Below are 11,784 nucleotides of genomic sequence, written 5' to 3' on the forward strand. Positions count from 1 at the left end.
CGTAGGCCGTCACAGTCTAGCTGTCTTACAAGAATATCCCCGATGACTGCAGACCATCTTTGACTAGTAATACCCTTTTTATTTCGATCGTTTTTACGACTACATGGATCGTGAGGCGAGAGATGGCTTGCCCCAGAGTTTATCCGCAACGGCCAGAAAGTGCGGCTTCGAGCAGAATTCGCAGTCGGACTCGCGGGGGCGCAGCCTGCGAAGCCGATGCATCGGTGCGCCCCAGGGATCAGCCTGCCAGTAGTTGGTTGGGGTGATCCCGGCCTCCGAGCGCAGAAGCTCGACCACCAACAGCGCGCCAGCAAGGGAGCTGACGAAGGCGAAAGGAGCGAGTACCTGGCGGCCCTCCGGCGTCTTCAGGGCCTGCTCGGCGCAAAGCTGCTTGAACAGGCTGTCGTAGGCCATACCCACGAGGTCGGCCTCCGATAGGTTCGGATGGACGGCGCGGATCCTGGCGGCGGCGAATGCAGAGATCAGGCTCTCCTTGACCATGGCCAGCGTGATCCCGAGCCCGTCCGCGATGGCCTGCTCGCGGACGTTCTCCTCCGGCACGTGCTTGTAGATGCATGCGAGGCATGCGTATGCCGTAGGCTGCACGTGCGAGTGCACGACCACCGCCCGGATGTCGGTGGTCGAGGCATCGAGCACCCTTCGAGGTACCTCGCGCTGGATGCTCCGGCGAACCCTGCGGCTGTCTACCGTGACGAGGACTGTGCGCTGCGGGCCCTCTCGTTTGACGAACGTCGAGAACTCCTCGACGAACGGTTGCAGCCGCAGCCCCGGGAAGTCGGGTTGGGCGTTGCGGGTCAGCGCCCCCGCCTTCTCCGATCGCACGTCGGCGTCAGTGAGGTAGAGGCAGCGGTTCGGGTTTCCGGCGCCGACCTTCTTGGGATCGATGACCGGAAGCACACCCTTCACGCTTACATGGCGTAGAGCGCGGAGGAAGCCGTGCCCGACGGCGCCGGCGCCGATCAAGACGGCGCCCGTGAGGTCGATCGTGGCGTCCAGCGTCCCTGGTGGGAGACCTAGCTGATCGAACCGGATCACGACGGGGAAGCTCACCGGCGGCAGGCCGGTTGCGTCAATGGCGGTCGCCAGGGTGGCGGCGGCCGTCGGACATGCCGCGATCGCGGCAAGGAGCGGATGGGGCGCCTTGCCGCCGCGTTTGACGGGGAAGCGGTCGATCGTGGCGCCCTCGGCGTCTATGGCGGCATGGACGTGCGTCAGATCGGTGCGCGGCTCCGCTCGCCCGACGACGAGTTCCATACGGCAACGCGCGTTGGGCTCCCGGACCACGGATACGGTGCGACTCAGCAGCGATTGGATCTCGTCGGCCCATGCGGCGCTGACACCGTCATCGGCCACCGTGAGCAGCACGGTGGAGTTCAGCCTATGGGAAGCCTCGTCCTCGTCCACCCCGAGGATGGATGCCAGCATCCTGGCGTTCTCCTGAGCGGCACCGGTCATCCAACGACCTCCAGACGGGCGAGCGGGCCTTGACTGGGCACCTGCGTCCACCTGTTCTCCGGCGTGAGCTCGTAGGTCATCGCCTGCTCGGTGAAGTTCAGCGGCGTGGTGGTCCGTGCGAACCTTGGCAAGACGAGGGACAGTCCGCCCAGTTGCCTGACGATCGCCCAGGAATCGTCCGCTTCGGAGTGGTAGGCGTAACCGGGATGGCTGTGGACCTGGGCCACCAGCCTGAGCCGCCCAGCCCGCAGGTACGCCATCAACGTCCTCATGCTTTCTGGTGGCAGCCTGAAGTAGTCGAAGTCCGCCACCTGCCCGGGCTCGTAGACCTCGACGACCCTCGTCGCTCCCTCGTGTGCCATCGGCGCCAACCAGAGGACCACGCGCTCCTCACGTCGCTCCCCGCCGGCCTGGAGGATGCGAATCGTGTCGGCCAGTATGGCAGAGGTACAGGTGATCGCGGTCATCCGACGGCCCTCTTCCACGCGCGCCAGAGCTGAGCCACGAGGCCGAAGAGATCGTTTCCCGCCTTGCCGCGATAGTGGTCCCAGTGCTCGCCCAAGTGGCTGGGATGGATGTGATACTCCCGGGCACCACGCATGCAGACGAAGAACTTCCCCGTCGCCGGATGGGGGCCAGGATGGAAGACGCCGCCGACGTTCGGAGGCGCAGTCGACACGTCGGACCCGTCGGCGTTCAGGAGCAGGATGCTGGGAGGCATCTCGTCCCAGTCCGTGCAGTCGAGCCTGAGCCGCAACGACGTCGTTGCGTGCTCGAAGATCACATCCAGGATCGGATAGGCGGCGGTAACCACGGTCCAGCCGAGTCGCTTCGGAATGCCGGGGTCGAGGCGGGCGACATCCGCCTCGAACGCCGCCCGGGACAGAACCTCAAGCATTGCCGCCGCCACCCTCCCGCGGCATCCAGTTCAGCACCACCGTTCCGGACAGGCCCGCCTGGGCGAAGGTCAGGGAGGCGGCGATCTCTCTCTTCTCGTCGCGCTCGTCGGTGAGCACGTAGCCGGTGGTATCGACGATCTGCAGCTTCTTCGCGGCCCTGACGAGCACGTCGGAGATCAGCTCGGAACCCTCGACGCGAAGGGCGCCCTCAGCCGGGAAGATACCGCTCAACGTCTGGATGGTGACCAGCAGCTTCGCGCCCGCATGATGAGGGCGGGAAACGATGTGCTCGACGCCTGTGGGCCCGAACGACACGGCGCTGGCAGGCCGGATGATGACATCGGGCTGATCCTCACGCTCCAAGACCCAGTCGCAGCCAGCGGGCGCCGGCCAGATTGAGGAGAACTCGTCCGTGTCGATCTGCTCCGTGCCCCAGACCTGTCCGATTTCGTTGACGGTGAAGCCGTAGGAGCGATCGGAACGAAACGCCCGCAGTTGCCCATGCGGGTGATCGGCAACAACGAAATCGTCCTCGGTCCCGAGCAGATGGGTGCGGCCCCTCTCAACGAGGATGGTCTGGAATTCACTCGCCGGCGTCAGCCCGGCCGCATTGAGGATTTCCCTGACGAGGACCTTCGGATCATCGAGATCGACGTTCTCACCGTTGATGGCGATGCCCCGGCTGATGGGTCCGGCGCTGGGTTTGTGCATGTCCATGAAACGCTAACTCCGTTACGACCAAGCGCTTGACGGGTCGGTGATCCGGACTATTCTCCGGTCCGCGTCCCGATCTGGACTATGTATGGATCGGGACCGTAATCGGCGTCAAGTCCGAATCTGGACTAGGAGAGCAGAGTAGTGGCAGCGCACGTCCCCGATGCCCAGCAGGGCACCGGACGATCCGGGATTCCGCCGGAGCTGGAGGCCTATTTCGGGATCGCGGAACGGTGGCGCCTCTCGACGGATGAGCAGATCGTGCTGCTCGGTTCGCCGGGGCGTTCGACTTTCTTCAAGTGGAAGAAGGAGGGGGGCACGCTGCCCGTGGACACGAGGGAGCGGCTTTCCCACTTGCTGGGGATCTGGAAGTCCCTTCGGATCCTCTTCACGGTGGACGAGCGGGGTGAGGAATGGATCCGTCGCCCCAACCGCTTTTTCGATGGTGCCAGCGCACTCGACGTTATGCTCGAAGGTAGTGTGTCCAGCATCTACAGGGTCCGCCGCTACCTGGATGCCCAGCGTGGGGGCTGAACTCGGACCGGTCGTGCCCTGGAAAGGCACCACGTATCGCCTGATACCGTCGAGGTTTCCGCCCGTCGCCGTCTACGATGGCCTGGTATCACCGGATAGGCTTGAGGCCCTGGCTGCGGTCGAGGACCTGACGAACCCCCGGCTGCGGTCGCAGGTCCGCATCGCTAAGGTCGCTGGCGAGGACCCGGCCTCCTCGACACGCCTCCAGAACTGGAATCTCGCCCCGTTCGCATACGGCAATCCTGAAGGTAGTACGTTCTTCGACGAGGAACGTCCGTGCCTCGAGGTTGCAGCCGATCCGCAGACGGCACTCGCTGTGTCGGTCGCCAGGCGGGAGCGTTTCCTGGCACGCACCGAGGAGGCGCCGGTCGGCCTGGACATGCGCATGTTCAAGACCCCTGTCGAAGGGCGCTTCCTCGACCTTCTGGCCTACGACGCCGAGAGACTGCAGGCCCAGGCCCGCATCCTGGGCGGCCGCCTGCCTGACGACGTCGACGGCATTCTCTTCCACCCGGTCGAACGACCCAGCGCCATGGCGATCTCGGTCGTGACCGGGGTCGCCCTGGGTCGCACGCTGCAAACCTCGCATTTCCGTTACATGTGGGACGGAAGCAGGATCGCCCTGCTGTACGCCTTCGATGCTGCGGGAACCGCGATCAAGCCGGACGACCTTCGCGGCGAGGAAGACTGCGCGATCGCAGCCTAGCCCGCTCGGGCCTCTTCCGTCAGCCGTCCCGGCAAACGGCCGCCGGTCCAGCCTTCCAGGCGGACGATCTCATGGAAATCGCAGCCTGGTGCGTTGCAGACGATGCTCGGCACGACCCGTCCGTCCGCTTCGACGGTGTGGTCGCGCAGCACGATGCCGTGTCCGTGGGAGCACGTCACCTCTGCCTTGAACCTGGCAATCGTCGATGGGTGCGCCGCCTTCCACCTTAGTGGCGGCGGCCTGTTGGTGCCGTCGTACCTGGAGAGAGGAACCGTAGGGTAGGAGCGGCGGGCTGACCTCGGCGCGGTGTGGCCGAACCCAAAGAGCCGAAGGACGAATTTCAGCCAGCCGAGCACGGGACCCTTCCACCAGGAGACATCGATAAGAGACTCGCTCAGCGCGACATATCGGGTGTAGCTCGCGGGCACGTCAACGAGCGGGTGCGCAGGCGACTTACAGCGGTTCTACGTTCCGGACGCTACTTCGCTCTGAAGTTGATCGCATATGCCAATGATCCGCCAGCCCTCACGCTCATCGAACATGCTCGAGGAGCGATAGTTGCGCTGGGGCGATCAGCGACGAACAGGCGTTTTGACGAGGATCATATATCTTCGACTTCGGATCTGTTGAGCTGGTCGACATCGGCAAGGAGGGCGCGCCAGTACGCAGCCGGGTAGAGGCTGCCCTCGTCCGGGCCCGGTTCGCTTATGGCGATGAGTACGATCAGCTTGAGGATGAGATCCCTGAGGTCGGCTACCGGTGTCAGGAGCAGAGCCGCCGTCACGTCGCCGATCTGCGCGGCGACGGCATGTTCGTGTGCTTGAGCCGCGGGCAATCCGGCAGCCTCCGCTGCCTGCACGAGGCGATGCCGCCGCCGGCGTAGGGCGGCCGTCAGGCGGCGCGCCGCAGGTCCATCACCTAGGTGACGCCGGATGGTGGCAGCATCGGCCGCGTAGCTTGGAGCTGACCCGGGATGAACCGGCAGCGTCACGCGTGGGTACCCGGTCTGCGCCGTGAGTTCGGCCTCGATGCGGTCGACCTCGGCCAGCGCGACGCCCTGCGCGTCGAGGAGGGCCGTCAGCGTGGCAAGGGCACGCTGCACCGGCGAGGCATCGTGACCCGATGCGTTGGTCCCGGAGAGGAACGTCGCGACGAGTTCGGCCAGCACCCGCCGGGATGGCGTAGGCAACGGGCTCATCATGCCACGACCTTGATGAAGGGGATCGCCTTGACGCTTCGATCGTCCGCCTCACCTGAGAAGCCAGGGCGTTCAGTCTCGATGACACCCGCTGCCTCCTGCAGGCTGGCAAGGTAGTCGGCGGCGCGAGAGGCGTGGCTGGCGGCAGTGGTGAGCGCGCGTGGGTCCGCGCGCAGCAATAGCAGCCAGTGCGCGACGTAGGCCGCGTGGTCCTGGCGCGGGCGGCGTGAGATGCCGAGGTCCGCGAGGATGAAGGCTGATCCGAGTTCCGCCACGAGCTCCTCGGCGGCGTAGGCGTGGGTGCCGAAACGGGCGGTGAGGTCGCGCTGCAGCCGGTGCGGAGCGCCGGTCCAGTGAACCAGTTCGTGGGCGAACACGGCGCCGTAGCCCTCGGCGCTGTGGAAGGCAGCGTGCGGCGGCAGGTGGATGGTGTCGGTGGCCTGCACGTAGTAGGCGCGGGTGCCGCCCTCGATGATGCGCGCGCCGGTGGCGGCGACGAAGGCAGTGAGGACCGGCAGGGGTTCGGCGAGGGCGGGCGGGCGCGGCGAGGCCGCGAGATCCGGCGCCCCGTCGACCTGGGCGGCGTTGAACACGGTGCTCGTCCTGGCGACGAAGCGGGGCGCATCGTCCGACCCGTTTGGCGTGTCGGTGTCGTCGGCTGTCAGGTCGCGGTAGTAGATCACGGCGGTACCGCGCTCGCCCCGACGAACCTGGGCCCCGAGGGTCGCCCATTGCTTGTAGCTGCTCCAGCAGGGATCGGCGTAGCGGTCGGCCTGTGCGGCGGCCCAGAGCGCCAGCACGTTGACGCCGTGGTAGCGCCGACCGGTCAGTGCGTTGCGTGGTACGGGATCGGCGCCATGCCAGGGCGGGCTCCATGACGCGGCGTCGGCGATTTCGATCTGCGCGAGGATAAGGGCACTGACCCGGGCATGAGCCTCGGAGCACTTGCGCGCGGACGTCGGGGCCTCGAGCGACGAAGGGGTGGCAAGGGGCATCGGTGATCCGGATCAGGGCCCCGGGGTGGGGTCGCCGGATCAGCTTCCGAAGGTTCGCTGGAAATTCAGCGTGAGCTGACGAGCTCGTCGGGATGCACGACCAGGTCGGACAGAGCGGCACAAGAGTACGGGGAGACGCCTCGTCGGCTGATCGGGCTGGACGGGAGCGCGAACTCGCAGACCCGGAGGGGTTGGCCGGGGCAGGAGCGGAAGCAAGAGTCCGGAATCTGCGCTTACGTACGCATCCGAATGAATCACGAGGGGGGTATACTGGACATAGGCCTGAAAACAGTCCGGGCACAGCGATGCCGTTCGGTTTCGGCGCCGACACACATACCATTTCGAGGCCCAGTTATACGCAGCAGGAAATTCTAGCCCCGCTCCAGTTGATCTTCCGGCGAAGCGACCTGATCGCCGCCTTGAAGCCTCGTAGCTGCGTGACCCCATGCCGGGGAGCCGGGAGCGGACGCATCAGCTACGGGCAGAGCCTTTGTGGCGAGCGCGCGTGACGTCCGCCACAAAGGCGATGGCAGCAGGTTCCGCCCGCCGTCATCCTATCGGGTTGTCGTCCGCCGCGTAGTCCGGGCAGCGCCCTTTCGTGGGCGATCGGAGCCCGTTCGGGGGATCAGGGTCTCCGGCTCGGAGGCCGTCAAAAGCGACACGGTGTCGGTTTTGACCGGCGGCGAAGAGGCGCGTGGCGCTCCGGCTGGCGGTTCGCCCTCGGGCGGCAGGCTCTCGGGATCGAGAACGAGGTCGAGTACCGGGCGCAGATCGAGATAGCGGTCGCGCAGATACGTCGACTGTTGGGCGGCACCTGCCGCATCGAGCACCGCGACGAAGGCCTCCAGTGTCAACCCGCTGAAACCGACGGACATCGCCGACCCCGCAGGCTCCCTCAACGTGCTGGCATACAGACGAACCGCTGTTCGGACGTGCCGATTCAACTCAGGGTATATCGTCAGGAGATGCGCACGCGGCGTCACCCCGTGCCGCACCGCGAGCGCGGCGAGGCAATGAAGACGCCAGAACTGTTCGAGCTGGACCGAGCGCAGCGCCGGATCGTCGGGATCATGGTGGAGGCCCACCTCGCGGCTGGCCTCGTCGTACCGTGGGCGGTGGGCCGCCGCGGGGCCCTGGCAAGCCTCGCTCAGCTTGATCTCCACGAAGATGGTGGTCTCGCCGCCGGGCCCGTCCACGCGCAGCGCGATGTCGAAGGCCGTGCGGTCGGACAGATAGCGGTCGTTGGGGAAGCGTGCGGTCCGGCGAGCGGGCGCTGTCTCATAGGTGATGGCAAGGACCCGATCGACGAGATGAGGCATGAGGCGCCGGAACACCGTGCTCGCCAGGTCGAGATCGAGGCCGAGGGGCCCGAACGCGTTGAAGGCCAGCGCTTCGCTGGAGAGCAGGTTGCGCATCAGGCGGTCGAGGCTGAGGCAGGCCCCCTCCTCGCGCGTGGCGAGGGTGCGCCGCATGTAGGCGAACAGTTCCGCACTGGCGAAGTTCATGCCGCGCACGGCGTCAGCCGGATGCAGCAGGGATCCGAGCGGGACGGGAGCGACGTCGCGGCGCCCACCTGGCCGATGCAAGCCGATGGCGAGGCCCCGTTCGCGTCGCCAAATTCCCTGGCGTGCGCGTAGGGCCGCCCGGTATCTCGTGTCGCCGACGATGAGGCAGCGATGCTGGCTTAGCAGCCATTCCGGGACGAGCGGAGCTCGGGGGAGCGTGTCGGGTGGCAACGTGGAGGCGTTGTCGAGTCCTGCCATCGACGGCGGGCTCGGGGTGTCGCCGGCGGATGATGTGGCCTCGACGGTGGTCCTGAGGCGGGTACGAGACTTGGTCATCAGGCGTCCGGGGTTGGCGACCGCGGTGGCTGCGGCCTCCCAGAGATTCATCGGCTGGCTTAGGAGTTCAGCGGCCCCACCTTCACCTTCCGCCTGGGCACCGGCCGATGATCGGATGCGCGCAGCGGCAGAACCGGGGCCTTGTCTCGGCCATATGGAGGGATGCATCGCGCCGAATACCCTCAATCGGCTCAAGCAGGACGGTCGTGGGCGAGACCTTCGTCCCGTGATCGAGAACCCCCAGTCGTGATTGCCGGCATCGGGCCACCTCGGGCGTCAGGGCCGTAGGGTCGATCAGTCGACGATTGTGAGCTAGGGCCAGCCGAGGATAAGCCTTGTGAGGGTTCTGCGATGCACCTTGGTCAAGATCCTGGCGCTGATCAGGTCCCGGCCCCCGCGAATGTCCGGCCAGAGGTCTTCTCCTATGAAGGCCTGTCCGCCAAGGAGGCTGAGAGCTTGCGGCGTACCGCGGCCGACATCCGGCGCTTCGAGCGCAGGGTCAGTCGGGATCTGCTGCTGATCGGCGACAACTTGACGGTCGCGAAGCTCCTCCTGGGACATGGCCGGTTCGGCGGCTGGCTCGTGACGGAGTTCGGATGGACGCCACGAACGGCCGAGCGCTTCATGAGAGCGGCAAAGGTCTTCGGGGCGAGAAACGACGCAGTAGCGACTCTTGGACCAACGGCTATCTATACCCTCTCAGCCCCTTCGACCCCTGAGCCGGTCCAGCAGGCGTTCGTCGCCCGGCTGGAGGCCGGTGAACGGCTTTCTCTGAACGAGATCAGGGAGGTGACACAGGCGGCGCGCCAAGCAGCCAGGCTCACTAGAAGGGTGCGTGCCAAGCTAGCCAAAGTGCATGAGCCGCTTTCTCCGGCAGCTGAGAAGGCGAGGGCAGCCGCGGATCTGATCCTCGGATACCTCGGAGAGCGCCGCGACGAGTTGGTTGCCCTTCTGGAGAATATCGACGGCGCGGCGCTAGTCGACCTGCTGCGGAAGGGCGCGACTGCCTCGAACGGCGTAGAGGAAGACGTCGCATGATCGCCTCATCCGCAACGCGGCCCATCCAGGGGGCTGAGGATTTCGGCAAATCTAACCGGCGAAGGGGTGGCAGGATCACCTGAGAAGGGAGAGGCTCGGTCGGTGGGGGCGACACCGCCGTCGCGCCGGCCGGCAAGCCATCAGGTTGGACCGAGGGACGTCATGGCTGCGAGGAAGACGAAACCCGAGACGTCCCGGACGGACCCGACCAAGGAGCCTGCGGAGGTTGAATACCCGAGGGCCATGCTCCCGCCGGAGGACTTCCTCGACATCGAGCCGGAGTTCTTCGCGCGACTCAGCCCCAATTTGCAGGCCGAGGGGGATGACGGGAAATACCTGGGCATCCCCGAGGAGCTTTACGAGGGACATCCCCACCACGAATGCAGCGTTACCATTGACGCCGATGGCGCGTGGCGCGTGACGTGGCAGCCGCCCGGGAAGCGGCGGGCCCGTCGCCGTGCACGAGAGAACTCGTCCGCCCTGCGACTCTGTGATCTCAAGGCGCTGCTGGAACGGCCGTTCTTCGCGCTGAGCAAAACACGCCATACCCCCATCCGATATGTCAGCCCCGACACGCGCATCTTCGTGAACGTGGATGCGACGTCATCGGGCCTCGCCACCATCTGGGACGCCGACGTACTGATCTACCTGATCTCCGCGTTGCGAGCGCGGCAGAAGCGAGGTGATGAAGCGTCGGCGTCCCTGCAGGTGCGAGCGCGCGATCTGCTGACGGCGCTGGGGCGAGGAACGGGTGGACGGCACTACGACCTCCTGCGGATGGCCCTGACGCGCCTGCAGGATTCGCGCGTCGAGACGAATGTTCGGGCCGGCGGGCAGCCCGGTCCAGCGGTCGCGTTCCGTTTCATCGAGGCTTGGACCGAGGACGCCGAATCCGGGGATGGACGGGCGGCGCTGACGATCACCCTCCCGAACTGGATCGTCGAGGCGATGGCGGATGGCGGCAATTTCCTGCCGATCGCGCCGGCTTATCTGCGCCTGACGGGAGGCCGCGCACGCTGGCTCTACCGCGTGGCCCGCAAACATGCCGGGGGCAACGGCAGCGCCGGCTGGTCGGGCCGCATGCGGATGCTGTTCGAGAAGTCCGGCGCCGACGGCACCTTCGCCCGGTTCGCCTTCGAGATGCGTCAGCTAGCGGTGGCGAATGACCTGCCGGAGTTCGCCCTGTCGTCTCAGACGAATGCGCGCGGCGAGGAGGTGATCCACATGAGGCTGAAGGAGCCGTGGAAGCGCTGGAAGGATGGCGTACGCCTGGAGAGCGACCTTTGAACGGGTCCGCTTGGCCCCCACGGTCTCCGAGCGCCGTAAATTCGTCATTCCGGGAATTAGATCGCGTCACTTCGGGAATGATCGGCGCGCGTGAAGGGAGTAAAAATCCTAAGTTTCCGGAGGACTATTTCGTCTTGGGATTCGGGTTTAGGTGTCTTGCAGGGGCCGGTGGAATCTTACCGGGGGGGCCTGAGCGAGGGCACAGCGGCCTATCCCCGGCTTGAAGCCAGGGCGGCCGCGTGCCGTTCGCGATCGATGCGCACGACGCCGGATCTGGCGTGTGGGCCGTCGCTTCGGGCCCCTCACTCGGCCGCTACCGGAGAGGGTTGCTCGCTACTTCACGGCAGAGGGTGCGGCTGCCGGCGATCCCTGGGCTTCGAGCGTTCGCGGTGCCCTTCGGGTGTATGATCGCATCCCCACAGTACCCGGCGTCCCCTCTGCGCTGCCGTATCGCGCCGACCGCAGGGGGCAAGTCCGTGCTCAGGCGGACAGATATGTATATGGTTCAGCTTCAGCGGGGCGACAAGGGGCGGTGGTTCCGGTCTTGCCGCCTACTCAGCACTCCAGCGCGTCGGACGTCACGTGGGCGAAATCGCCGTTCCTGGCATCTTCGAGCTCAACCCGGGTGCTGTGCAGGAATTTACCTTGAACTGCGCCGGTGTCGTCTATGAGGAACTCGGCTTCGGCGAAGGGCCCATCGTCAAATCCGGTACGCGTATTGTCAGCGTAACGTGCCCGGACGTCATTCGGGAGCTGGAAGCTGTCGCCCGCGTCGGCGCTTTGAACCGGGGTTGGCGTGTCGAGCTAGCAGTCGAGCGCCTGGGTGAGTTCGGCTTAGATGAGAGATTGGCGCGATGGCTCCTGGGCAGGTCCAAACCGCCCCGAACCTTTCCCGTGCGTGCCCCGGGCCGGAAGCGGGATGAGGACGTCTACGTGTTGGGTGTCCTGCGAAAGGGTGTGGCCTGCCCCCTGAAAAGTGGTCCTCCCTGAGGTATGGCTTTGAGCCATGTGGAGGATGTCGTCATGGGACGGAAGAAGCATACGGCTGAAGAGATCGTTGCTAAGCTGCGGCAGGTCGATGTCTTGATCTCGCAGG

Annotated in this window: 13 protein-coding genes; 5 read left to right on the forward strand and 8 right to left on the reverse strand. The window is 66.0% G+C overall.

The features are described from left to right. Nucleotides 1-99: 99 nt before the first annotated feature. Genes MKK88_RS12070 through MKK88_RS12085 form a run of 4 tightly spaced genes read right to left on the reverse strand, consistent with a single transcriptional unit; the run spans nucleotide 100 to nucleotide 3,092 of the window. Nucleotides 100-1,476, reverse strand: a complete 1,377-nt coding sequence (locus MKK88_RS12070; RefSeq protein WP_243999947.1) for a ThiF family adenylyltransferase — start codon at nucleotides 1,474-1,476, stop codon at nucleotides 100-102. After that, nucleotides 1,473-1,943 carry a Mov34/MPN/PAD-1 family protein gene (locus tag MKK88_RS12075; protein WP_243999949.1) on the reverse strand — a complete coding sequence of 157 codons (471 nt, stop codon included), beginning with the start codon at nucleotides 1,941-1,943 and terminating at the stop codon, nucleotides 1,473-1,475. Before MKK88_RS12075 ends, MKK88_RS12070 begins: the two co-directional genes overlap by 4 nt. After that, the gene (locus MKK88_RS12080; protein WP_243999951.1) at nucleotides 1,940-2,374 is read right to left on the reverse strand and encodes a hypothetical protein; all 435 of its coding nucleotides are present in this window, start codon (nucleotides 2,372-2,374) and stop codon (nucleotides 1,940-1,942) included. Before MKK88_RS12080 ends, MKK88_RS12075 begins: the two co-directional genes overlap by 4 nt. Next, nucleotides 2,367-3,092, reverse strand: coding sequence for a hypothetical protein (locus MKK88_RS12085; RefSeq protein ID WP_243999953.1), 726 nt, complete (start codon nucleotides 3,090-3,092; stop codon nucleotides 2,367-2,369). Before MKK88_RS12085 ends, MKK88_RS12080 begins: the two co-directional genes overlap by 8 nt. Nucleotides 3,093-3,233: 141 nt before the next feature. Between MKK88_RS12085 and MKK88_RS12090 the strand changes: the two genes are divergently transcribed. Beyond that, nucleotides 3,234-3,623: an antitoxin Xre/MbcA/ParS toxin-binding domain-containing protein gene (locus tag MKK88_RS12090; protein WP_243999955.1), complete on the forward strand. Its 390-nt coding sequence runs from the start codon at nucleotides 3,234-3,236 to the stop codon at nucleotides 3,621-3,623. Next, entirely contained in the window at nucleotides 3,604-4,329 is a 726-nt protein-coding gene (locus MKK88_RS12095) for an RES family NAD+ phosphorylase (protein WP_243999957.1), read from the forward strand. The genes MKK88_RS12090 and MKK88_RS12095 overlap by 20 nt, the downstream gene beginning before the upstream one ends. Here MKK88_RS12095 and MKK88_RS12100 read toward each other — a convergent pair. The 4 genes from MKK88_RS12100 to MKK88_RS12115 all read right to left on the reverse strand — a co-directional run bounded on the left by MKK88_RS12100 (nucleotide 4,326) and on the right by MKK88_RS12115 (nucleotide 8,531). Further along, nucleotides 4,326-4,481 carry a hypothetical protein gene (locus tag MKK88_RS12100; protein ID WP_243999959.1) on the reverse strand — a complete coding sequence of 52 codons (156 nt, stop codon included), beginning with the start codon at nucleotides 4,479-4,481 and terminating at the stop codon, nucleotides 4,326-4,328. The genes MKK88_RS12095 and MKK88_RS12100 overlap by 4 nt on opposite strands. 449 nt (nucleotides 4,482-4,930) lie before the next feature. Continuing rightward, on the reverse strand, nucleotides 4,931-5,518 hold the full coding sequence (locus MKK88_RS12105) for a hypothetical protein (RefSeq protein ID WP_243999961.1): 588 nt from the start codon (nucleotides 5,516-5,518) through the stop codon (nucleotides 4,931-4,933). Between the two features lie 8 nt (nucleotides 5,519-5,526). After that, on the reverse strand, nucleotides 5,527-6,522 hold the full coding sequence (locus MKK88_RS12110; protein ID WP_243999963.1) for an ArdC family protein: 996 nt from the start codon (nucleotides 6,520-6,522) through the stop codon (nucleotides 5,527-5,529). A gap of 554 nt (nucleotides 6,523-7,076) precedes the next feature. Further along, a complete protein-coding gene (locus MKK88_RS12115; RefSeq protein WP_409566650.1) occupies nucleotides 7,077-8,531 on the reverse strand; it encodes a PGN_0703 family putative restriction endonuclease in 1,455 nt (484 codons plus the stop codon). Nucleotides 8,532-8,819: 288 nt separating this feature from the next. Between MKK88_RS12115 and MKK88_RS12120 the strand changes: the two genes are divergently transcribed. The 3 genes from MKK88_RS12120 to MKK88_RS12130 all read left to right on the forward strand — a co-directional run bounded on the left by MKK88_RS12120 (nucleotide 8,820) and on the right by MKK88_RS12130 (nucleotide 11,678). Beyond that, nucleotides 8,820-9,401, forward strand: a complete 582-nt coding sequence (locus tag MKK88_RS12120; RefSeq protein ID WP_243999967.1) for a DUF3102 domain-containing protein — start codon at nucleotides 8,820-8,822, stop codon at nucleotides 9,399-9,401. A gap of 243 nt (nucleotides 9,402-9,644) precedes the next feature. Continuing rightward, nucleotides 9,645-10,688 (forward strand): replication initiator protein A, encoded by a 1,044-nt coding sequence (locus MKK88_RS12125; protein WP_243999968.1) that lies wholly within the window; start codon nucleotides 9,645-9,647, stop codon nucleotides 10,686-10,688. A 582-nt stretch (nucleotides 10,689-11,270) separates the two neighbouring features. Then, the gene (locus MKK88_RS12130; RefSeq protein WP_243999970.1) at nucleotides 11,271-11,678 is read left to right on the forward strand and encodes a hypothetical protein; all 408 of its coding nucleotides are present in this window, start codon (nucleotides 11,271-11,273) and stop codon (nucleotides 11,676-11,678) included. Nucleotides 11,679-11,784 lie beyond the last annotated feature (106 nt).

Origin of the sequence: Methylobacterium sp. E-005, from assembly GCF_022829725.1 — a bacterium.
Lineage (GTDB): Bacteria > Pseudomonadota > Alphaproteobacteria > Rhizobiales > Beijerinckiaceae > Methylobacterium.

What these genes read in the sequence shown, in the direction of transcription:
- MKK88_RS12070 (WP_243999947.1), bottom strand. Translation starts at nt 1,476, where the DNA reads ATGACCGGTGCCGCTCAGGAGAACGCCAGGATGCTGGCATCCATCCTC.
- MKK88_RS12125 (WP_243999968.1), top strand. Translation starts at nt 9,645, where the DNA reads ATGCTCCCGCCGGAGGACTTCCTCGACATCGAGCCGGAGTTCTTCGCG.
- MKK88_RS12080 (WP_243999951.1), bottom strand. Translation starts at nt 2,374, where the DNA reads ATGCTTGAGGTTCTGTCCCGGGCGGCGTTCGAGGCGGATGTCGCCCGC.
- MKK88_RS12115 (WP_409566650.1), bottom strand. Translation starts at nt 8,531, where the DNA reads ATGCATCCCTCCATATGGCCGAGACAAGGCCCCGGTTCTGCCGCTGCG.
- MKK88_RS12075 (WP_243999949.1), bottom strand. Translation starts at nt 1,943, where the DNA reads ATGACCGCGATCACCTGTACCTCTGCCATACTGGCCGACACGATTCGC.
- MKK88_RS12085 (WP_243999953.1), bottom strand. Translation starts at nt 3,092, where the DNA reads ATGGACATGCACAAACCCAGCGCCGGACCCATCAGCCGGGGCATCGCC.
- MKK88_RS12095 (WP_243999957.1), top strand. Translation starts at nt 3,604, where the DNA reads ATGCCCAGCGTGGGGGCTGAACTCGGACCGGTCGTGCCCTGGAAAGGC.
- MKK88_RS12110 (WP_243999963.1), bottom strand. Translation starts at nt 6,522, where the DNA reads ATGCCCCTTGCCACCCCTTCGTCGCTCGAGGCCCCGACGTCCGCGCGC.